The following is a 20,864-nucleotide window of genomic DNA, read 5'->3' as shown; positions in this document are numbered from 1 at the left end:
GCCCGGCCGCCCGGGCTACTGGCCGCCGCGGCGGGCCGGCTGGGCGGTGTTCACGGTGTGGATGGCCCGCAGCAGCTTGGCGGGGAAGTAGACCGAGAAGAACACGACCATCGGTGCCTTCAAGGCCATCTTCTTGACGTTGTGTGCCTTGTAGGTCCGGTCAAACCGCGTGACGTAGTAACGGTAGTCGCGCGGCGAATCCTCAAGCCGGCGTGCTGACATGCCGGAGACCATCTGCGGCCAGTACTGGATCCGGAGCTCATGGTCGGCAAGATGCAAGGAGAGATCAATGTCCTCATGCATCTCGTCTTTCTCATCCCGGCAGGTGTCCAGCCGGATGGTCTCCCAGGCGGAGCGGCGCAGCGCCATGTTGGAGCCGAATAGGAAATGGTACTGGTGCTTGGCCAGTTTGAGCATGAACTGGCGCATCTTGTCGTCGGCCTTGAGACCGAAGCGGCGCATGGGCATGTCGTAGTACACGACCGGGCCGGTGGCGGCGTGCACGGACGGATCCGCGAAGGCCATCTGGACCTGCTCAACCCAGTCCGGTTCCAGCACCGAGTCGGCATCAATCCTGCCCAGGACCCCGCCTGTGGCGTGGTCGAGGCCGAAATTCCTAGTGGGGATAAGGCCCTGGTCCTGGTTCTGGCTGAGCAGGACAATGGGGCTTTCCGGATATTCCAGCTGCATCTGCCGGACGATGTCCGCGGTACGGTCCGTGGACATGTTGTCCACCACGATGATCTCGTGGGGCGGGACGGACTGGTAGACGGCGGCTATCAGGCACTGCCGAATGACGCTTTCCTCGTTGAACGCCGGGATCACGATTGAGACAGCCGGAGGCAGCACAGCATCGTCTAAGGCATCCACAGAGGATTTTTCGGGTGACATCACCCCAAATTTAGCACCTGCACGGTTTTTGGGGTCCGTTGACGGGCACTGCGGCAAAGCAATTTGTCAACCAAAAGGAGGGACTCCGCCGGCGGTGGAATCCCTCCTCGGGCTGCTGCCCTAATCGGCCGGTTCTGCGGCCGGCTCTCGGGCTGCTTGGCCTTTATTTGACCTTGTCGTCGCCGTTCAGGGTCTCGGCGATGTCCGGGTCGGTGGTTGCTGCAGCGTCTGCGGACGCCTCGGCTGCCTTGTCGGCGGCCGTGACCGCGCCGCTTGCGGCGTCGTCGGCGGATTCCTTAACGCTTTCCTTCACGTCGGTGACCGTCGTAGCCGGAACCGGGGCGGGCGTCGCCGGGGTCACGGGGGTCACGGGGGCGGGGGTCTTCCAGGGGTCCTCGATTGGTTTGGAGGCCTTCCAGGCGGCAACGCCAGCGGCTGCCGCCGCGGCGATGACGCCGAAGATCAGGAACCCGCGGTGCTTGGGCTTCTGCGGCTTGGCGATCTCACCGGTGACGGCACGGCCGGCTTCGGCGGCCGCGGCACTGATCTGCTGGCTGGCAGACTGCACCTGCTCCTGGAAGTTGCGGATAACACCGGAGTCAACCAGTCGCTGCGCCACCGCATCCACGTGCGCCGGCGCGCCTTCGAGGGTGCGGTGTACGGCGTCGGAGGCCAGACCGATCTGGTCGGAGAGCTTGGGCAGGTAGTCGACGACGACGCGGTCGCGCGCGCTGGCGATCACCGGTGCGGCCTTGTCCAGGGCTTCGTGCAGCCGTGGGGCGGCACTGTCCACGGCGTCGTGGATCTTCGGCGCCAACTGGGCCAGCCCGTCCTGAAGGCGGGGGGTTACAGTGGCGACACCGCCAGCGAGGTTGTGGGCCGCAGATTTGAGGCCCTCTTGAATCTTGGGGGAAGCGGTGTCCAGGCCCTGCTGCAGACGCGGAACGGCCCAGTCAACTGCTGCTTCGACCCGCGGTGCTGCCCAGTCCTTGGCGTTTTCTACTGCGCTGCTGACCGACTGCTCCAGGTCGCGGGCCATACGATCCGTTTTCTTCACAACTACCTCCCGATTAATGTGACGATTCTGCAGTTAGCCTACGTGTCCGGGACTCGACCGGCTATTCATCTGCCCGAATTCGACCGGATTTCACCCAGCGCGGAACTCACTGCGCGGCCCTGTGTACCGGCCCCTGCCGTGGAAGAATGGGCCCCATGACTGCCATCGCAACCGCAAAAGCAACCATCCACACGAGCCTCGGCGACATCGTCGTCAACCTCTTCGGCAACCACGCGCCCAAGACTGTCAAGAACTTCGCCGGCCTGGCCACCGGCGATCAGGCCTGGACGCACCCGGAAAGTGGTGAGGACAAGACCGGTACGCCGCTCTACGACGGCACGATCTTCCACCGCATCATCAAGGACTTCATGATCCAGGCCGGCGACCCGCTGGGCCGGGGTGTCGGCGGACCGGGCTACAAGTTCGACGACGAAATCCACCCCGAATTGACATTTAACGAACCCTACAAGCTGGCCATGGCCAACGCGGGCCTCCAGATGGGCCGCGGCACCAACGGATCCCAGTTCTTCATCACCACCATCCCGACCGGCTGGCTGCAGGGCAAGCACAGTATCTTCGGTGAGGTGGCAGACGAGGAGTCCAAGAAGGTCGTCGACGCCATCGAAGGCGTCCGCACCGGTATGGGAGACCGCCCGGTCGAGGACGTCGTCATCAACAGCATTGACGTAGAACAGCTCTAGCCCAGACCATGAGCTACGGAATTCCGGCGGCACAGCCGTCCGCGCAGATCCCGGTTTGCCCCCGGCACCCGGACCGGCCCGCTTACGTGCGGTGCCAGCGTTGCGGGCGCCCGGCGTGCCCCGATTGCCAGCGGGCGGCCGCCGTCGGATTCCAGTGCGTTGACTGTGTCAACGAAACCAAACGTACGACGCCGTCGGTGCGCTCCGCCTACGGCGGTGCCGTTGCCGCGGGGAAGCCCCTGGCCACCTTCGGAATCATCGCAGTGTGTGGGCTGCTGTACGTCTTGCAGTGGATTATTCCGAATGACTGGGTCTACCAGAATTTCGCTTTCGCCACCGTCTACGCCACCCCCGAATATGGAGCCTTCGAGCCTTGGCGCATGCTGACCTCGGCGTTCCTCCATTCGCAGGGTTTCATCCTCCACATTTTGCTGAACATGTACATGCTGTGGATCTTTGGCCAGGCGCTCGAACCCCTTCTGGGACGACTCCGCTTCCTGGCCGTGTATCTGCTGTCCGCCATTGGCGGTTCCGTCGGCTACCTCCTGCTGACGCCTAGTTACATTCCCGGACAGCCGCTCAGCGGCGTTGTGGGAGCCTCCGGTGCCATCTTCGGCCTCTTCGGAGCCTTGCTGGTGGTCCAGCGGCACCGCGGCGGCGACACCAAACAATTGTGGGTGCTGATCGCCATCAACGGCGTCATCGGCTTCGTAGTCCCGCAGATCGCCTGGCAGGCCCACCTGGGCGGCCTCATCACCGGCGCGTTGTGCGCAGCCGTAATCGCCTACGTTCCCCGCGGCCGGCGCCAGGTACCGTTGCAAATCGCCGGGCTGGCCGTGGTGATGTGCCTGTTGGTTGCGGCGACCGCGCTGCGCGTCGCCGTCACAGCCCTGCCCGCCTAACGCCGTAGGCTTACCGGCCGGCCTTTCCCGCCTCGCGTCCCGCGGCCCGTGGCCCGTGGCATGCGCGCATCGTCCTGTGGTAGGCGCCCCGCCCCGCCGGTCGGAATCTCCCCGCGAGCCACCGGTGTACTTATCCACAGGGGTTATCCACATTGTTGGTAACTTACATGGTTGTGGTTCATGCTCGGGCGACGAATCTGACGGCCCCAGCTGGGAAATCCTGGTAATTCGCCTGCGCCCTCTCCACACTTGTGGATAAGTCGCCTGGGACTTCCTGTGGTTATGTGGACAACCCCGGTCCGGCAGGGCTCCACAGCGGAACAACACACGCCTCTCCGCGGCCGCAGGCACGGGTGTTATCTGATTTCTAGCGGATATTCACAACGTTGTGCACAGGGTTAATAACTTGATGCTCTGAGTTTTACGGCGGGCATCGCGTCGTTCCGGCCCATACCGGCACCTGGGACGAGGGCCGACAGAAAGTTTTCCCCAGCTGTGGATAAGTTGTGGGTAGCTGCCTGTTGTTAAGTGGAAAAGTCCTGACCGCTTGCCGCAAGGCCGGTCCGGCGAAGGAGAACAGGGCTGAGTCCCGCCGTAATGCAACGAAGTCTTCTGATTTCGCGACGCGCTAGGGCCGCCAAGGGTTATCCACAGCTAGTCCACACTGTTAATAACGTACAGCGGTGTAACTCCCGCGAGACTGCCGTGCTCCTAAGCGGGCCAGACGCCCGAGGTCCCCCGCCGGTGGCTGTCCAGCAGGTGGGTGTCGACCATCCCGATGGCCTCCATGAGGGCATACATGGTGGTGGGCCCTACGAATGCGAAGCCGCGCTTCCGCAGCGCTTTAGACAGCGCGATGGACTCCGGGGTGCTGGTGGGAATCTGGTCCGGTGCGGTGGGCTCCGGGGTGGAGTCGGGCTGGAAGCCCCAGACGAAGTCCACGAGTCCGCCGTCGACCCTGAGGTCAAGCGTGGCCCGAGCATTGGTGATTGCTGCCCGGATCTTGAGTCGGTTGCGTACAATGCCGGAATCCTGGAGCAGCCGCTCGACGTCGTCCGCGCTGAAAGCGGCCACAGTTTCGGGATGGAAGTCGGCGAACGCGGCTCGAAAGGCGGGCCGCTTGCGCAGGATGGTGACCCACGACAGGCCCGCTTGGAAGGCCTCAAGGCTGATCCGTTCGTAGAGCCCCTGTTCGTCCCGTACAGGCAGGCCCCACTCATGGTCGTAGTAGTCGCGCAGCAGCGGGTCCGCAGCCGCCCAGGCGGGACGCGCCAGACCGTCGTCGCCGATGGTGCAGCCGCCTACGTCCGGGGTCATTCGGAATCCTTTGCTGGAGGGTGGTCTTCAAGCATTATCGCCCGTTTCACCGCCACGCCGGCGCGGTTAACGCAGCAGGCCGGCACACGGGTGTGCCGGCCTGCTGCAAATTCGGTGGGAGTGGATCAGGAACGCCACCGGGTGGTCATCAGGAAGCCCACAATGGCGATGCCGAACCCGGCGACGATGTTCCACGACGCCCAGTCCTTGACCGGGAGGGTGCCTTCGCTGATGTAGAAGGTGATGATCCACAGCAGTCCGAGAATCATCAGGCCGAACATCACCGGCTTGAACCACACAGGATTGGGCTTGTAGGCCTGCGTCGCAGAGGTCTGCTGGGTCACGGGGACATTCCTCTTTCGCGGCTTCGACTCGGGCACGGGTCCTCCTTGGCGGCTGGATGCAGGGCGGCTGACGTGGCTTGATATCCTGCAAGAAGGAGCAACCGTCGGTCAGCGCGCTCTGGGTCACGTTTAAAATCCTGATCGCAGCCAATTCTAGCTGTAGTTCAGGCCACCCCTACGACCGCCGCCAACCCCCTAAGGAGTCCCCACGGTGCTGCAGGAGAAAGCGGTACCCCGGGCCGCGCCTGCCCGTGACACCGGCGGAGCCCCGTCGTCCTCCGTGTCCCGCACCCTCCAGATCGGCGGAGAGCTCTTCCTCACCGCCGGGGTGGTCCTGTTGCTCTTTGTGGCGTGGCAGCTCTGGTGGACCAATCTCGACGCCGACGCCCGGCAGCGTGAGGTCGTCAGGAACTTCGCGCGAGGACTCAGCGGCCCGGCCCACGCCGTCGCCTCCCAGCCGGAACCCGGGCCCGGTCAAGGCAACGCGCGGCCGCCCGCTCCCGCCGTGGCCAGCGAACCGGAACCCGGTGCAATGATCGGCGTCGTCTATGTGCCCCGCTTCGGCACGGAATACGCCCGGCCCATCGTGCAGGGCACCACGCCTGCGGTGCTGGACTCGCTGGGGCTGGGACACTATGAAGGGACCGCGATGCCGGGGGCGGCCGGCAACTTCGCCTTGGCCGGACACCGGCAGACCCACGGCGCCGTCCTGGATAACATCGACACCTTGGTTCCGGGCGATGGGATCTACGTGCAGACCCGCGACGGCTATTACATCTACCGCTTCCGCAACAGCGAGATCGTCCTGCCCTCTGCCACCGACGTGTTGTTGCCAGTTCCGCGGCAGCCGTCGGCCACGACCCGGGATGGTTACCTCACCATGACCAGCTGCAACCCGCGTTTCGGATCGCAGGAGCGCATCATTGCCTATTCCCTGCTGGAGAGCTGGCAGCCGGCGGCCGCCGGACCCCCGGCCGAGATTGCGGCCCAGGTGGCGCGCACCGTGGGAGGTGGGTAGACCGTGTACGGATGGATCTTCCGCCGCCTCCCCGGCCCGCTGTGGTTGCGCCTTGCCACGGCACTGGTCTTGCTGGCGGCCGCACTGGTATTGATGGTTCAGTTCATCTTCCCCTGGATGGCGCAATTCAGCCCGTTCACTGACTCGACGATTGGCACGGCAACGCACCCATGAGCACAACCAAGATCCTGGTCGTAGACAACTACGACAGTTTTGTCTACACCCTGGTCGGCTACCTCCAGGAACTCGGCGCGGAAACCACTGTGGTCCGCAACGATGACGTGACCCTGGCCGAGGCAATTGAGATGGCCGAAGCGCGCGACGGTGTCCTGATCTCGCCCGGGCCCGGCGCCCCCGCCGAAGCGGGCGTCTGCATCGAGCTGATTCAGTGGTGCGGTGGCCACAGCAAACCAATGCTGGGCGTCTGCCTTGGGCACCAGGCGCTGGCGGAAGCCTACGGCGGACTTGTTACCCACGCTCCCGAACTGATGCACGGCAAGACCTCGCTCGTCGAACACCACGGGACCAGCGTCTTCGCGGGCCTCCCCTCGCCTTTCACCGCAACGCGCTACCACTCGCTCGCTGCCGTCCGCGAAAGCATCCCGGAAATCCTGGAGATCACCGCGGAGACCGGAACCGGCGTAGTGATGGGACTGCAGCACCGCACGGCACCGCTCTGCGGGGTTCAGTTCCACCCCGAATCCGTGCTGACCGAGGGCGGCTATCTGATGCTCGGCAACTGGCTAGAGTCCCTGGGCATGGCGGGAGCCGCAGCGCGGGCCGCCGCCCTGAGCCCGCTCATCCAGCATTGAGCCTGCTCATCCGGCACTGAGCCGTTCATTCAGGACTGAGCCGTTCATTCAGCACGGCAACGCCGTGCGCGGCGGGGGCCGCAAAGCTGACCGGCCACGAGCCGGCACTCTGCTACTTGTGGGTATTGGTCTGGGACGGTGACGGGGACGGTGACGGCGAGGGGGAAGGCGACGGTGAGGGGGCCGGCGGCGGGGGCGGGGGCGGCGGCGCCTTCGCCACGGTGACAGCGACCGTCTTGCCTTGCTCGACCGTGGTATCGGCGGGATCGCCCTGCCCGGTGACCTTACCGGGTTCCACCTGGGAGTTTTCGACTTCCGTGATGCTGGGGGTCAGCCCGACGTTCTTCAGCGCCGCCTCGGCTTCCGCCTGCTGCAGGCCGACCAGTTGCGGCACGGCCACCTTGCCCGTGGAGACAATAATTTCCACCAGGCTGCCCACGGCCAGGGTCTGGCCCGGCGCGGGGGTGGTGGTGATGACGATGCCGGCCGGCACCTTGGGGCTGTTGTTCAGGGTAGTCTTTGGGGCGCCGGTCAGGCCCGTCCGGCGGAGCACCTCCCTGGCATCAGCCTCGGTCCGGCCTGGCAGGTCGGCCGGGATAGTGATGACGCTCGGACCGTCGGAGACGTTCAGGGTAATGTCCGAATTGCGTTCCAGCGCGCTTCCGGCCGCGGGCACCGTGCCGACGGCGCTTCCCTTGGCCACCGTCTCATGCTGGATGCGCCTCAACTGGGGTTTCAGTCCTGCGTTATAGAGCTTTTGCAGAGCCTCGGATTCGGTCATTGACGCCACGACGGGTACGTCCACCTTGGCCACCGGCGGGGGCTGCTGGTTGACCATGTTGTAGAGCCACAGACCACCTCCGGCCAAGACCAGCAGCGTGAAGACTGCGAGGGTGGCAATCCAGGTCCGGCGGCGGGATTTCTGCCGGCCGGTGAATTCGTGGTCGGCCGGAAGGCTCAGCGGCAGGCCGCCGGTTTCTGCCGGCCCGTGGCCGACGGACGTCGCGGGGAGCGCCCCGGTCTCGGTGGTGTGCTCCGTTGGGACCTGCCCGGCCGGGAGGTCGTCGAGGAATTTGGCGCCGGTCAGGGAGAAGGCGGCCGTGGGCGGCATCTGCTCCAGGGCGGCAACGGTGTTGTTCGGGTCGGTGGGGGCTTCGCTTGGCGGCAGAACAGCGACGGCGATGCCGCTGCGCGCCGCGCGGAGCGCGCGCCGGAAGGCCGCGGCGTCCTGGAAACGGTCGGCGCGGTTCTTCTGCAGTGCCTTGGCCAGCACGCTGTCCAGGGCCTCGGAAACGTCCGGATTGAGGCTGCTGGCGGGCTCGGGAATCTCACGGACGTGCTGGTAGGCCACCGACACCGGGCTGTCGCCGATAAAAGGTGGGCGGCCGGTCAGCATCTCGTACAACAGGCAGCCGGCCGAATACAAGTCGCTCCGCGCGTCGACCGTTTCGCCGCGGGCCTGCTCGGGGGAAAGGTACTGGGCTGTTCCCACCACTGCCTGCGTCTGGGTCATGGTCGCTGAAGAATCCGCCATGGCGCGGGCAATCCCGAAGTCCATTACCTTTACGCTGTTGGCGTCCGGGCAGTACATCACGTTGGCCGGTTTGATGTCGCGGTGCACGATGCCGGCCCTGTGGCTGTAATCGAGGGCGGACAGCACTCCGAGGGTGAAGTCGATGGCCAGGTCGATCGTGACTTCGTTGGCTCTGATCAGATCCCGGATGGTCTTTCCCGCCACGAACTCCATCACGATGTACGGCACACGAGCGCTGTCGTCGTGGCCGCCGGGCACGGCATGGTCCCCGGTGTCGAAGACGGCGACGATCGAGGGATGGTTCAGGGCCGCGACGGCCTGGGCTTCACGCTTGAACCGGGCCTGGAACTGCGGGTCCCGGGCCAGGTCCGGGCGGAGCAGTTTGATGGCGACCGTCCGGCCCAGCCTGGTGTCCAGCCCGCGGAAAACATCCGCCATGCCGCCGCGGCCGATCAGTTCACCCAACTCATAGCGCCCGCTGAGGACACGCTGGTTGCTTACCGGGCTGTTGTCCTCCCGGTGCGAAGGAGTGCGGGGTGAAGAGGACATGGTTGCCTACCCGGTAGCGCTGGGGCTGGAGGTACTCGATGGGGTCGACGCAGGGGGAGCGGCGAGGTGGTAAATGACCACGGAACCGGCAGCTACCTGCTGGCCGGAGGCGGGCTCGGAACTCACGAAGGTGCCCTCCTGCTGGTTCTTCCTGCCGGCCATGGGGTCGCCCTTTTGCCAGCGCAGCCCGGCGCCCTGGATGGCCTGCTGGACGGCGGATTCGCTTGCGCCCTGTTCGAGGGACGGGATGGTTCGCATGTCCGGTCCCTTGGAGTAGCTCACAGTAATCGTTTCGCCGCGCTGCACGGGGCCGGACGGGTTAATGTCGAGGACCGTGTTTGGCACCGAAGGGTCGGCAACCGGGGCACCCTTGACCTGCAGTCCCATGCCGATCAGTTCCGCACGGACGTCATTGAAAGGGCGGCCCTTGTAGGCGTCCGGGAAGAGGTTGATGGCGGCCGGCGTCGACTGCGTGGGGGTGGCCGAACTGCTCGTGGCGCTGGGGCTGGCACTCGTGGACGTCGGCGCAGCGCTTGAGGGGCTGACCTTGGCAGGAGAACTGGTGGCCGCCGGGGACGAGGGGAACAGGATTCCGGCCTGCGAGAGGACGACCCCCACGAGGGCAAAGAGCACCAGCAGAATCAGGGCGATCAGCGGCCAGGTCCACGGGCTGCGGCCCTTGCGCTGCGGCTCCTCTTCGGGTTCATAGTCGTCCTCTTCCTCCGGGACCCAGCTGCGCTCGGCAGCCAGCGCATCCGCGCGGGACAGGGCGTTCCGGGCGCCGTAGCCGCTCGCCGCGGCGCCCGCCGCTATCCCGGCCGCCGCACCCGCGCCCGCCGCGCCGACCACCGGCAACGCCGACGTCGATTTGTCATCCGCGGCGCTGGCGCCGATGACGCTGGTCGACGCGGTGGGCACGTCAACGGGCGCGGTGACCGGGCCGCCGGTCGCCTCGAAGAGCAGCATGCCGGGTACGGCCGCGTGGGCGGCCGTAATGTCGCCGTTGCGGATGGCGTCGGCCGCTTCGGCCAGTTTGATCGCGTCGGCCGGACGGTTCTTTGGGTCCTTGGCGAGCATCGACATCAGCAGGGCGCGAACCGGCCGGGGGAGGGTGTCCGGCAGCGGCGGTGGGGCGTCGTTGACCTGGGCCAGCGCGATCGCGATCTGCGATTCACCCGAGAACGGGCGGTGCCCGCTGAGGCATTCGTAGCCGATGACGCCGAGTGAGTAGATGTCGGAGGCGCCGGTCGCCGTCTGACCGGTGGCCTGCTCCGGGGCGAGGTACTGGGCGGTGCCCATCACCTGGCCCGTTTGGGTCAGCGGAACCTGGTCCGCCAGCCGGGCGATGCCGAAGTCGGTGACCTTGACCCGGCCCTCGGGGGTGATGAGCAGGTTCCCCGGCTTGATGTCGCGGTGCACCAGACCCTGGGCGTGGGCTACGGACAAGGCGCGCGCCGTCTGCGAAATGATCGACAGGGTCCGGTCCGGCGAGAGTACCTGCTCGTGCTCGATGATGCTGCTGAGCGGCTGGCCGGGCACCAGTTCCATGACGAGGTAGCCGGATCCATCCTCCTCGCCGTAATCAAAGACGTTGGCGATGCCCACGTGGTTCAGCAGGGCGGTGTGCCGCGCTTCGGCCCGGAAGCGCTGCAGGAAACCCGGATCGCCGGTGTATTCCTCTTTGAGGACCTTAATGGCGACGATCCGGCCAAGGATCTGGTCCTTGGCCTTCCATACCTCACCCATGCCCCCGATCGCAATGCGTGTGGTCAGCTGGAATCTGCCGCCGAGGGTGATTCCCGATGTAGGCCTCACTTATTCAACACCGCCTCAAAAATCTTCTTCGCGTTCGGACTGGTTAGCTTTGCGCCGGTGGCGATGTCCACGCCTTGCATGACGATCGTGACAGCCACTTGCGGGTCATTGGCCGGGGCGAACCCGGTAAACCATGAATTGTTCAGGCCAGTGCCAAGCTCGGCCGTGCCGGTCTTGCCGGCGACTGGGACGCCGGGCACGGCGGCTGCGCGGGCGATGCCGTCGCTGACCACACTGGTCATCCATTCGGTGATCTGGCGGGAGATTTCCGGGGTGGTGGAGGTCCGGAGCGTCTCGAGCTTCGGTTCGTTGATGATCCGCAGATCAGGGGATCGCAGGGTCTTGATCAGGTTGGGTTTCATCTGGATGCCGCCGTTGGCAATGGCTGCGGTCATCTGGTTGATCTGCAACGGTGTGGCACGGACGTCGCGCTGGCCGATGGCGGACTGGGCCAGGCCGGCGGCGTCCAGTGGATCGCTCGGGAAGAAGCTCTTGGCCGACTCAAGCTTGAGCTGGTCGCCGAAGTTCTGCCCGAAGCCGAACTTAGCGGCCTGGTCCCCGATCGCCTTCTGTCCCAGGTCGAGGGCGATGCTGGCGAAGGGCGTGTTGCAGGACTGCTGCAGGGCGAAGGCGAACGTGGCCGTGTCCCGGGCGTAGCAATTACCGCCGGCGTAGTTCGGCAGCTTGTACTGGATGCCCGGGAACGGCATCTCGGCCGGGTTGGGCAGCACGCTGTCCTTGTTGTATTTGCCGGACCCCAGGGCCGCCGCCGTATCGATGATCTTGAAGACAGAACCCGGTGCCAGCAGCGCGCCGGTGGGACCACTGACGGACTGGTTGAGGTTGATGCCGGGGATCTTGTTGAGCGCGGTGATATTGGCCGCTTCCGCGTCGGTATCCTGGGTGGCAATCAGGTTGGGGTCATACGAGGGCTTGGACACCATCGCCAGGATCGCGCCGGTCTTCGGGTTGCTCACCACGATGGAACCGCGCTGGCCCTCCGGGATCAGGTCGTAGGCGAGCTTCTGGATTTTCGGATCCAGCGTGAGCTCCACGGAGGCGCCCTTGGGCTGGTTGCCCAGGAACAACTGGCCCACGCGGTCCAGGAACAACTGGTCGGAGCTGCCGGCGAGCTGCTCGTTCATTGCCATTTCAATTCCGGTCAGGCCATAGTTCTTGGAGAAATATCCGGTGATTCCCGCGTACAGCTCCGGCTGGCTGTAGGTGCGCTGGAACTGACAGCTTTCGGTACCTGGCACGGATTGCGCCACGGGAGTTCCGCCGACAATGATGGCGCCGCGGTCATTGCAGTAGTTCTGGATGAGCGTGCGGGTGTTCCAGGTGTTCGCCTTGAGTTCGTCCGCGCCCACCACCTGCACGTAGCTGAGCGCGCCGAAGATCAGCGCGAACATGGCGATCGCGGCGATCCAGGAATTACGTATTGCCTGGTTCACAGGTGTGTCACCGCCTCGGTGGGAGCGTTAATATCGGCACCGCTGCGGGCCGGCGTCGTAGCCGGTTTAGGCGGCAGGACCGGGGTCGTTTCCCGTTCGTCAGGGTCATGGCCCGGCGGCAGCGGGGTGGTGTCCACCGGCCCGCGGGCGGTGTGCGAGATCATCAGCAACAGGCCCACGATGATCCAGTTCGCGAGCAGGGAGGACCCGCCGGCGGCGAGGAACGGCGTCGTGAGTCCGGTCAGCGGAATCAGGCGCGTGACGCCGCCGATCACCACGAAGCACTGCAGCGCGATCGCGAAAGCGAGCCCGGTGGCGAGCAGCTTTCCGAATCCGTCGCGGGTGCCGAGAGCTGCCCGGAAGCCGCGGGTGAACAGCAACAGATACATCAGCACGATCGCGAAGGTGCCGATCAAGCCAAGCTCTTCGCCGAAGGAGGCGACGATCATGTCACTGTTGGCGAACGGCACGAGGTTAGGGCGGCCTTGGCCCAGGCCAGTGCCGACCAGGCCGCCGTTTGCCATGCCAAAGAGCCCCTCGACGATCTGCCGGCTGCCGCCGAATGCGCGCCCGTAGACCTCCTCGGTGAAGGCATTGATCCAGCCGTCGATCCGGAGTGCAACGTGCGAGAAGACTTTGGCGGCTACGAAGCCGCCGGCCGCCATCAGGACGACGCCGATGATCACCCAGCTGATCCGGCTGGTGGCGACATAGATCATCACGAGGAACAAGCCGAAGAACAGGATGGAAGTTCCGAGGTCGCGCTGGAAGATCAGCACGCCGATGCTCACTAGCCAGGCCGCGATCATAGGACCGAGATCCTTGAACCGGGGGAACTGCACAGGCCCGATCTTGCGGCCGGCGAGCAGGATCAGGTCCCGGTTGGAGGAAAGATAGCCGGCGAAGAAGATGGCCAGGGTGACCTTCGCGAGCTCGCCGGGCTGGAAGGTCATGGACCCGAGTTTGATCCAGACACTGGCGCCCAGGACCTCACCCGCCGAAATGCCCGGAACCAGCGGCAGGATCAGGAGCACGGCGCTGGCCGCGAGCGAAATGTAGGTAAAGCGGCGCAGGATCCGGTGGTCCTTCAGGAACCAGATCACTGCGATGGACACGGCCATGGCGACGAGCGTCCACCGCAACTGATTGTTCCCGGTATCTTCCCCGACACGGTCCAGGCGGTGGATCATGGCCAGGCCGAGGCCGTTCAGGGCCACCACCAACGGAAGTATTACTGGGTCGGCATATTTAGCGCGGATCCGCAGCACCACATGAAACGCCAGCGCTGCGGCCGCCAGGAGGCCGGACTGGAACCAGAAGTCGGTGTCGAAAGCCTTATTCCGGTCGACGCCGACAAGCGCCTGGGCTCCGATGCCCACCGCGAGGGCCAGGATCAGGAGGACCAGCTCGGCGTTGCGGCGCGGCTTGGGGACGTTCTCGATCGCCGTCATTTGCCCCCCTCGCAGTTAGTCGGCGACGGCGAAGCGGAGGGCAGCGCGGACTGCGCGGAAGGTCCGGAGGGTGCGGCAGTGGTCGGGGCGGGCGCGCTGGCACTTCCGCTGGCAGTCGGGGAGGGTGACGGTGCCAGGCACTCGTCGGCGGGCGCCGTCGTGCCGGTACGCTCCAGGTTCTTGACGATCCGCTGGGCGTCGTAGAGGTCCCGGGCGGGAACCGTCTGGCGCACCCGCTGCTGCGAGAACTCTGGCAGGTCAGACATGCGGATATCGGTCACCGTTTCGAGGGTGGAAAGCGGAATGGGCCCCAGACGCTGGGAAACCCCGTTGAAAATGGCGACCTTCTGGTCGTGTTCACCGATGTAGTACCGGGTTTGGGTCCAGGCGTAGCCCAGCCAAAGACCGATGCCGAGCACGGCGACGATGGCGACGGCGATGGAGACCGTCAGCCAGCGCCGGCGTTTGGCCGGCGGCTTGTACTCCTCGGGTTCTTCCCGTGCGGGGTCCGCCTTATGTGTCAGCACGGTGGCGGCGCGGCGGGCGACCGTCCGTCCGGCGATGGAGGGAATCGAACCGGACGCCGCGGCGGTGGCTGCGGCGCCCACTAGCTCGTGGGGGCGAGTGGATAGTTCCTCACGCAGGACTTCGGCGGAAAGGTGCTCGCCGAGATGCGGATCGGTGGATAGTTGGGGCTCCTGCGGCTGGGTTTCCTGCCCCGGGGGCACCTTGTCCCGGGCCGTGATGTCTTGAGGGGACTTGCCCGGCGGATCAGTGAGGGCGACCGCGTCGCTCCCGCCGGCCTTGCCGGCGTACGTACTGCCGGCGTCGTCCTTGTTGCCGGGCGGCCCGCTGGCCGGGGCTGCCACGGCTGCCGGAGCCGGGACCGTCGCGGTGACGATTGAAGGTGCCGGGACGACTTCGACGGCGGCCGTGCTCACGTCGTCGGGCGCCTGTTCGCCAATGTCGACCATTACAACGGTCACGTTGTCCGGGGCGCCGGCTTCGAGGGTGAGGTCGACGAGTGTCTCGGCGCACTCGCGCAGGTCCTTCGTCTCCCGGATGGTGCGTTCCACGACGTGCCCGGCGACGTAGTTCAGGCCATCGGAGCAGAGCAGCCATCGTTCCCCGGGTTCGACGTCGAGGACGTCGAGGTCGAGTTCGGGGCTGGCGTCGACGTCGCCGAGGACACGCATCAGGACGTTCTTATGCGGATGGGTCTCGGCCTCTTCGGGACGCAGCCGACCCTCGTCGATGAGCCGCTGGACGAATGTGTGGTCGACGCTGACTTGTTCGAACTCGCCGTTGCGCAGCCGGTAGGCGCGCGAATCACCGATATGCGCGAAGTGGAGTTTGCCCCCGGCCAGTAGCAGAGCGGTGACGGTGGTTCCCATCCCGGCCAGTTTCGGGTTGATGTGGACCAGCTCGGACAGCAGTGAATTGGCGGTCTGGATCTCGTCCGCCAGGACAGTGTCCGCTTCGCCGGCGTCGTAGTCATCGCGGTCGAGGTGCAGCATGTCCAGCACGGTGGCGGCCGATGCCACGTCGCCGCCGGCGTGCCCGCCCATGCCGTCCGCGACGACGGCGAGGTGGCGGCCCACGTAAGCAGAGTCGTCGTTCTTGGACCGCACTCGGCCGACGTCGGAACGCGCAGCGTAACGCATGATGAGCGGCCGCTTCGGGGCAGTTGCCTCGTCTGCGGGGGTTTCGGGGGCAGCCATGGCTACGGCCTCAATTCGATGACCGTCTTGCCGATTCTCACGGGGACTCCCAGCTCCACCGGAAGTGCCCGGGTCAGTTGCTGATCTGCCAGATACGTGCCGTTGGTGGAACCGAGGTCTTCGATGAACCAGCGGCTACCCTGCGGGAACAGGCGTGCATGCCGGCCGGAGGCGTAGTCGTCCTCCAAAACCAGGGTCGCTTCCTGTGCGCGGCCCAGCAGTATGGGGCTCGCGGCCAGCGGAAGCGTGGTGCCCTTCAGCGGGCCTTCGGTGACGACGAGTTGGCGGGCGTGTTGCTTCACCGGTGCCGGTGCCGGCTCGGCAAGTGCAGGGTTCCGGCGCACCTGGCGCGCGGTGGGGGCACCTGCGGCGGCCTTTCGGCCGATCATGAGGTCGCGCCGCATCGTCGAGACAATGCTGAAGATGAGCACCCAGAGCAGGATCAGGAAACCAAAGCGCAGGGCGGTGATGGTCAGTTCACTCACGGGCGGCCGCCAGGGTTGGCAGGCAGAAGGCGGAAGATGATTTTGGTCCGTCCCATCGTGATCGTGGCGCCATCGGAGAGTTCCGTGCTGCCCACGACCTTGTGGCCGTTGACGTAGCTGCCGTTCGTTGAGCCGAGGTCGATGGCCTGCGCAGTACCCTGGCCGGTGTGGATTTCCAGGTGACGGCGGGAGACCCCAGTGTCATCGACCAGGATGTCCGCCTCGGAAGAGCGGCCCAGGACAACCGAGGGGGCATTGAGCGAATAGCGTTGGCCGTCAATGTCCAGTACGGGCTGGAGCCGTCCGGGCTGGCGGGTCGGGGCCGCCGGCATCGAACCGCGGGTGCCGGGCTGAGCCGGGGCGCCACCGGCTTTTTCGGTCCGGGACGTAATTTCAAAACCACCGGCGCGGCGGTCTTCGTCGCGGCGGAAGCTGATGCGCACCGGACCCTGGAGGGTGTATCCCTGACTTCGGACGTGGTTAATAACGACGTCGCACAGCTCTTCCGCCAGTGGTGTGCCCCATTCCTGGGCGCGTTGGAAGTCGTCGTCGCTGAGGAGGACGTCGAAGACATTGGGAGCCAACGTGCGGCCCGCGGCGATCGTGAGGGCCTTGTTGTCCACTTCGCGGCGGAGGTGGCTGGCAATCTCGACCGGTTCAACCTGGGCGCGGGAACCGGTGGAGAAGACTCCGCGGACGGCTTTTTCGATGCCGCGCTCAACTTTGTCCAGCAAGCCCATGGTCCTTCTCCTTTCCTGACGGCTGCGGGGCAGCGCTTGTACGGGAACTCGGTTTCCAGCAATCGCGGGAGCCCGGCGTAATCGGGCACTCCTAGGACCGATACTACTGGGCAAGGCTGGGAATGGCCTTAATGAGACCCGCCGCTCCCGCCGGGAAAAGGGTCCCCGAGGTGCTTTGACCTGCGCAGATGTCGTGTGGACGCCGCTGCCGGTGCGGGCCTGGCCGGTGGGCGCAACGGAGGCCGCAAAGACGATCCGGCGCGCGTTGGGGGTACCTGGATTCCGGCCGTCCGGCGCCTCCGATTCGCCGATTGGTGTTTTCCCGCACTTGTCCGTTATGCTGGATCTCGCTGCTTTTACGAGGTTGGCGGACCGGAAATCGGACCCCAGCGTGGTGGAAGAAGTTGCGCGCGAGTGGCGGAACGGCAGACGCGCTGGCTTCAGGTGCCAGTGTCCGAAAGGGCGTGGGGGTTCAAATCCCCCCTCGCGCACGCATCAGAACCCCGGGAAATCGTTGATTTCCCGGGGTTCTTTTTTGTGTCCGGAGGGTCGCCCGGTGTCGCCCGCCGGCGCTCTGTACTCTAAGGTCCGGCGGCGTGCCCACGCTTGAGCCACTGCGGGCGAGCCTGCCCCCGTACCTGGAGGAACCTTGAAGCCAGACCGCCCTATGGAGACAGCACCGGCCAGCCGGCGCCAGAGCACTAAACTCGCAGCGCTGGCCGCCACTGCGCTGGCCGGCGTCCTGGCGGTTTCCGCCTTCGCCGGACCGTCCGCGGCCGCGGCGTTCTACGCCGAGACCGTCGTAGGCTCGACACCGGCGGCGACCGGCTGGTTGCATACCGACGGCGCCACGATCCGCGACTCGAACAACCACCCCTACACGATCAAGGCCACCTCCTGGTTCGGACTGGAGACCCCGGACTGCGTCCCGCACGGCCTGTGGGGGACGCTGACCATCGACGAGGCCCTGGCCAACATCAAGTCCATGGGCTTCAACACCGTCCGCCTGCCGTACTCCAACGAGTGCCTCGCCGCGACCTCAATCAAGGGCAGCGTCAACTACTGGGCGAACCGGGCCTACAACCTAGAGGGCAAGCGCCCCCTGGATGTCATGGACACCGTGATCGCCCGCGCCAAGGCCAACGGCCTCCAGATCATCCTGGACCGGCACCGCCCGTCCTCGGCTGATCAGTCCCCGCTCTGGTACACCTCGGCCGTTCCCGAGACGAAGTGGATCTCCGACTGGAAGATGCTCGCTGACCGGTACAAGGCGGACCCCACCGTCATCGGCGCCGACCTGCACAACGAACCGGCTGGAGCCGCGACCTGGGGCGGGAACGTCTCCACCGACTGGCAGGCGGCGTCCACCCGCGGCGGCAACGCCGTCCTGGCGTCCAACCCGAACCTGCTGATCATCATCGAAGGCATCGAAAACCAGGCCACCGCCGGAGGCACGTGGTGGGGCGGAGGGCTCGCCGACGTCGGTGCGAAGCCGGTCATCCTGGCCACCCCCAACCGGGTGGTCTACTCCCCGCACGATTACCCGGCGTCGCTCTTCGCGCAGAAGTGGTTTAGCGATCCTGCGTACCCCGCGAACCTGCCGGCCGTCTGGGACCGGAACTGGGGCTACCTCCAGAAACAGGGGATCGCCCCGGTCCTACTCGGTGAATTCGGTTCCGCCCTGGCCACCGACTCGGACAAAGCGTGGATGAAGGCGATCGTTGAGTACCTGAGGGCGAACGGCATGTCCTACGCCTATTGGTCCTTCAACCCGAATTCGGGCATCACCGGCGGTCTGGTCCAGACGGACTGGCGGACACCGGAGCGGGCCAAGCTGGACGCCCTCGCCCCGATCCTGACCGCGGCCCCGGTCGTCAACGTCCCCGTCCCAAGTGCGACCGCCTCGGCCACCCCGTCGCCGTCGCCGACACCGACCGTCACCCCGTCGCCGACACCCACGGCAACTCCCGCACCCACACCCGCCGGCGACCCGGCCATCACTGCACTCTGGCGGCTCACCAGCTCCTGGAACGGCGGCTACGTCGCCAGCATCGATGTCACCGCACTGCGGGCAGTGCCGTCCTGGTCCGTCACGTGGAGCGACCCGAACGTCACCTCAATCGCCAACTCGTGGGGAGTCAAGTGCACGGCTGTTCCGAAGATGTCCGTCACCTGCACCGGATCAGACTGGACAACCAAGCTCGCAGCCGGGCAGAAGGCCACGGTCGGCCTGCAGGTCAATTCGCTGAAGGCACCGATGAGCCCGGTGCTGGCCACTAAATAGCACCCGGGTGACCCACTAAACGGACAGCGGGCCCGGTTAGCAGTGCCCGCTGTCAAAGAACAGTCGGGGCGCTCCAGCTGTGGTCCCCCTGCAGCGCGGGGTACGCGAAGCCGCACTCCGCGGCGAAGAAGCCGTTGAGGGGGCGACGGGACGCAGCAAGCGATTGATCGCCAGCGTCACCACCGAGCTTGCCCTGGTGTCCGACGTGGCGGGGGACGGGGCGCCGCGGAGCATAGCTTGGCCCACCTCGACGCTGGTGGGCCAGCGTTGACGATGATCAGGGCCGCCTTCTGCTCGAGTACCGGAACCAGAAGTGCGGCCGCCGGGTAGTCCTCCTTCTGCGTGCAGCCTGTGGTTGGAGACGAAGTCGCCGATGCCGGTGCCAAAGATGGCGGGAGCCGCCCGGCCGACGGCGGCGACGTACTGCTGGGCCAGCGTATCGACGTCGCCCTTCAGGGCGCCGGGGAAAATGAAGACGGGATTAAGCGAAGACATCTCAGCTCAGACAGGAATAGGCGGAGGCCGCGCGGCGGCGGTACGCATCAGGGCGATACCGGCGGACCGAGTGAACTCGGCACGGGAAGGCGCCCTGGTGGACAAGTCGGTCGCGGCGGACCGTCCGGTTCTGGCCGTCAAGGCGGATGGGGCGCACGTCTAGAAGTTCACCAGTTCTGGCCCGGACAGAGGGGCGGAAGTCGGCCTGACCGGCCGCCTCCCGCCCCTCTGTCTGTCCCCGGCCCTACGCCCGCAGCTGTTAGATCTTGTTGTCCCTCTTCTTCTTTTCCGGCCACGGGCCGAGCTTGTCTTTGGTGACGGTGGCGTCGCCGTGGCTGCCGGCGTCGGCCAGGTCACCGACCCGGTGGACCTTCAGCATGTTCGTGGAGCCGGCCGTTCCGGGAGGGGAACCGGCGGCGATGACCACTATGTCGCCGTCGTCCACGAGATCCAGTTCCAGCAGGCTGCGGTCCACCTGCGCGGTCATCTCGTCGGTGTGACCCACCATCGGGACCAGCACCGGCCGGATCCCCCAGGTCAGCGCCAGCTGGTTCCAGACGTGCTCCAGCGGCGTGAACGCGAAGACCGGACGGATCGGCCGCAAACGCGACAGCCGCCGCGCGGAGTCACCGGACTGGGTGAACGTACAAATGTACTTCGCTTCCAGCTGGTCGGCGATCTCGACGGCGGCACGGGTGATGGCGCCGCCGCGGGTCTTGGGCCTGGTGCCCAGCGGCGGGACCCGCTCCAGGCCGTGGACCTCAGTGGATTCGATGATCCGGGCCATGACCTTCACGGTCTCGATCGGGTACTTCCCCACGCTGGTCTCACCCGAGAGCATCACCGCGTCGGCGCCGTCAAGCACCGCGTTGGCGCAGTCGGAGGCCTCCGCCCGGGTCGGGCGCGGGTTATCGATCATGGATTCGAGCACCTGGGTCGCCACGATGACGGGCTTGGCCCAGCGGCGGGCCAGCTCGATCGCACGCTTCTGCACAATCGGGACCTCCTCCAGCGGAAGTTCCACCCCGAGGTCACCGCGGGCCACCATGATCGCATCGAAAGCGTCGATAATTTCCGGGAGCTGCTCCACGGCCTGCGGTTTCTCGATCTTGGCGATCACCGGCACCCGCCGGCCCTCTTCGTCCATGATCTCGTGCACGCGCTTAATGTCCGAGGCATCCCGGACGAAGGACAGCGCGACCATGTCCACGCCGCGGCGGATGGCCCAGCGCAGATCGTCCTCGTCCTTTTCGCTCAGCGCGGGCACGTTCACCGCGACGCCGGGCAGGTTAAT

17 protein-coding genes, 1 tRNA gene and 1 pseudogene are annotated in these 20,864 nt (G+C 66.0%); 6 read left to right on the top strand and 13 right to left on the bottom strand.

Annotation, left to right across the window (positions count from 1 at the left end):
- Nucleotides 1–15 precede the first annotated feature (15 nt).
- Both ABIB14_RS07735 and ABIB14_RS07730 read right to left on the bottom strand, forming a co-directional pair.
- Nucleotides 16–891: a glycosyltransferase family 2 protein gene (locus ABIB14_RS07735; protein ID WP_354235302.1), complete on the bottom strand. Its 876-nt coding sequence runs from the start codon at nt 889–891 to the stop codon at nt 16–18.
- 163 nt (nt 892–1,054) lie between these two features.
- On the bottom strand, nt 1,055–1,948 hold the full coding sequence (locus ABIB14_RS07730; protein WP_354235301.1) for a hypothetical protein: 894 nt from the start codon (nt 1,946–1,948) through the stop codon (nt 1,055–1,057).
- A gap of 155 nt (nt 1,949–2,103) precedes the next feature.
- Here ABIB14_RS07730 and ABIB14_RS07725 point away from each other — a divergent pair, with 155 nt between their 5' ends.
- Both ABIB14_RS07725 and ABIB14_RS07720 read left to right on the top strand, forming a co-directional pair.
- Complete coding sequence (locus ABIB14_RS07725) at nt 2,104–2,649, top strand: peptidylprolyl isomerase (RefSeq protein ID WP_354235300.1); 546 nt, start codon at nt 2,104–2,106, stop codon at nt 2,647–2,649.
- An 8-nt stretch (nt 2,650–2,657) separates the two neighbouring features.
- On the top strand, nt 2,658–3,551 hold the full coding sequence (locus ABIB14_RS07720) for a rhomboid family intramembrane serine protease (RefSeq protein ID WP_354235299.1): 894 nt from the start codon (nt 2,658–2,660) through the stop codon (nt 3,549–3,551).
- A gap of 711 nt (nt 3,552–4,262) precedes the next feature.
- Here ABIB14_RS07720 and ABIB14_RS07715 read toward each other — a convergent pair.
- Together ABIB14_RS07715 and ABIB14_RS07710 are read right to left on the bottom strand one after the other, a co-directional pair.
- The gene (locus ABIB14_RS07715) at nt 4,263–4,868 is read right to left on the bottom strand and encodes a DNA-3-methyladenine glycosylase I (protein ID WP_354235298.1); all 606 of its coding nucleotides are present in this window, start codon (nt 4,866–4,868) and stop codon (nt 4,263–4,265) included.
- A 125-nt stretch (nt 4,869–4,993) separates the two neighbouring features.
- Nucleotides 4,994–5,248, bottom strand: a complete 255-nt coding sequence (locus tag ABIB14_RS07710) for a cell division protein CrgA (RefSeq protein WP_354235297.1) — start codon at nt 5,246–5,248, stop codon at nt 4,994–4,996.
- A gap of 178 nt (nt 5,249–5,426) precedes the next feature.
- Here ABIB14_RS07710 and ABIB14_RS07705 point away from each other — a divergent pair, with 178 nt between their 5' ends.
- Nucleotides 5,427–6,230 carry a class E sortase gene (locus tag ABIB14_RS07705; RefSeq protein WP_502909633.1) on the top strand — a complete coding sequence of 268 codons (804 nt, stop codon included), beginning with the start codon at nt 5,427–5,429 and terminating at the stop codon, nt 6,228–6,230.
- Between the two features lie 170 nt (nt 6,231–6,400).
- Nucleotides 6,401–7,042, top strand: coding sequence for an anthranilate synthase component II (locus ABIB14_RS07700; RefSeq protein WP_354235296.1), 642 nt, complete (start codon nt 6,401–6,403; stop codon nt 7,040–7,042).
- Between the two features lie 112 nt (nt 7,043–7,154).
- On the opposite strand, the gene pknB is transcribed toward ABIB14_RS07700, so the two are convergent.
- From pknB to ABIB14_RS07665, 7 genes are read right to left on the bottom strand one after another with little or no spacing between them, the layout of a single operon-like run.
- Nucleotides 7,155–9,125, bottom strand: coding sequence for a Stk1 family PASTA domain-containing Ser/Thr kinase (gene pknB / locus ABIB14_RS07695; protein WP_354235295.1), 1,971 nt, complete (start codon nt 9,123–9,125; stop codon nt 7,155–7,157).
- Nucleotides 9,126–9,131: 6 nt separating this feature from the next.
- Nucleotides 9,132–10,940, bottom strand: coding sequence for a protein kinase domain-containing protein (locus tag ABIB14_RS07690; RefSeq protein ID WP_354235294.1), 1,809 nt, complete (start codon nt 10,938–10,940; stop codon nt 9,132–9,134).
- Nucleotides 10,937–12,394: a peptidoglycan D,D-transpeptidase FtsI family protein gene (locus tag ABIB14_RS07685; RefSeq protein WP_354235293.1), complete on the bottom strand. Its 1,458-nt coding sequence runs from the start codon at nt 12,392–12,394 to the stop codon at nt 10,937–10,939. The genes ABIB14_RS07690 and ABIB14_RS07685 overlap by 4 nt, the downstream gene beginning before the upstream one ends.
- The gene (locus ABIB14_RS07680; protein ID WP_354235292.1) at nt 12,391–13,845 is read right to left on the bottom strand and encodes an FtsW/RodA/SpoVE family cell cycle protein; all 1,455 of its coding nucleotides are present in this window, start codon (nt 13,843–13,845) and stop codon (nt 12,391–12,393) included. The genes ABIB14_RS07685 and ABIB14_RS07680 overlap by 4 nt, the downstream gene beginning before the upstream one ends.
- A complete protein-coding gene (locus ABIB14_RS07675; RefSeq protein ID WP_354235291.1) occupies nt 13,842–15,566 on the bottom strand; it encodes a PP2C family protein-serine/threonine phosphatase in 1,725 nt (574 codons plus the stop codon). The genes ABIB14_RS07680 and ABIB14_RS07675 overlap by 4 nt, the downstream gene beginning before the upstream one ends.
- Before the next feature lie 2 nt (nt 15,567–15,568).
- Nucleotides 15,569–16,051, bottom strand: a complete 483-nt coding sequence (locus ABIB14_RS07670) for an FHA domain-containing protein FhaB/FipA (RefSeq protein WP_354235290.1) — start codon at nt 16,049–16,051, stop codon at nt 15,569–15,571.
- Entirely contained in the window at nt 16,048–16,791 is a 744-nt protein-coding gene (locus ABIB14_RS07665; RefSeq protein WP_354235289.1) for an FHA domain-containing protein, read from the bottom strand. Before ABIB14_RS07665 ends, ABIB14_RS07670 begins: the two co-directional genes overlap by 4 nt.
- 408 nt (nt 16,792–17,199) lie before the next feature.
- Between ABIB14_RS07665 and ABIB14_RS07660 the strand changes: the two genes are divergently transcribed.
- Both ABIB14_RS07660 and ABIB14_RS07655 read left to right on the top strand, forming a co-directional pair.
- Nucleotides 17,200–17,282, top strand: a tRNA-Leu gene (locus tag ABIB14_RS07660).
- Between the two features lie 176 nt (nt 17,283–17,458).
- Nucleotides 17,459–19,075 (top strand): cellulase family glycosylhydrolase, encoded by a 1,617-nt coding sequence (locus ABIB14_RS07655; RefSeq protein ID WP_354235288.1) that lies wholly within the window; start codon nt 17,459–17,461, stop codon nt 19,073–19,075.
- Between the two features lie 141 nt (nt 19,076–19,216).
- Here ABIB14_RS07655 and ABIB14_RS07650 read toward each other — a convergent pair.
- Nucleotides 19,217–19,642 (bottom strand): annotated as a pseudogene (locus ABIB14_RS07650) (hypothetical protein); the annotation flags it as partial.
- Nucleotides 19,643–19,829: 187 nt separating this feature from the next.
- Nucleotides 19,830–20,864, bottom strand: a 1,035-nt coding sequence (pyk, locus tag ABIB14_RS07645) for a pyruvate kinase (protein WP_354235287.1), incomplete at its 5' end; no start/stop codon positions are given.

This window comes from Arthrobacter sp. UYEF3 (assembly GCF_040546245.1).
In the GTDB taxonomy this organism is placed as follows: Bacteria; Actinomycetota; Actinomycetes; order Actinomycetales; family Micrococcaceae; genus Arthrobacter.
This window is presented reverse-complemented; position numbering and strand designations above follow the sequence as displayed.

Excerpts from the sequence above, each read along its gene's own strand:
- ABIB14_RS07720 (WP_354235299.1), top strand. The coding sequence starts at position 2,658 with ATGAGCTACGGAATTCCGGCGGCACAGCCGTCCGCGCAGATCCCGGTT.
- ABIB14_RS07675 (WP_354235291.1), bottom strand. The coding sequence starts at position 15,566 with ATGGCTGCCCCCGAAACCCCCGCAGACGAGGCAACTGCCCCGAAGCGG.
- ABIB14_RS07655 (WP_354235288.1), top strand. The coding sequence starts at position 17,459 with ATGGAGACAGCACCGGCCAGCCGGCGCCAGAGCACTAAACTCGCAGCG.
- pknB (WP_354235295.1), bottom strand. The coding sequence starts at position 9,125 with ATGTCCTCTTCACCCCGCACTCCTTCGCACCGGGAGGACAACAGCCCG.
- ABIB14_RS07680 (WP_354235292.1), bottom strand. The coding sequence starts at position 13,845 with ATGACGGCGATCGAGAACGTCCCCAAGCCGCGCCGCAACGCCGAGCTG.
- ABIB14_RS07725 (WP_354235300.1), top strand. The coding sequence starts at position 2,104 with ATGACTGCCATCGCAACCGCAAAAGCAACCATCCACACGAGCCTCGGC.
- ABIB14_RS07665 (WP_354235289.1), bottom strand. The coding sequence starts at position 16,791 with ATGGGCTTGCTGGACAAAGTTGAGCGCGGCATCGAAAAAGCCGTCCGC.
- ABIB14_RS07700 (WP_354235296.1), top strand. The coding sequence starts at position 6,401 with ATGAGCACAACCAAGATCCTGGTCGTAGACAACTACGACAGTTTTGTC.
- ABIB14_RS07715 (WP_354235298.1), bottom strand. The coding sequence starts at position 4,868 with ATGACCCCGGACGTAGGCGGCTGCACCATCGGCGACGACGGTCTGGCG.
- ABIB14_RS07735 (WP_354235302.1), bottom strand. The coding sequence starts at position 891 with ATGTCACCCGAAAAATCCTCTGTGGATGCCTTAGACGATGCTGTGCTG.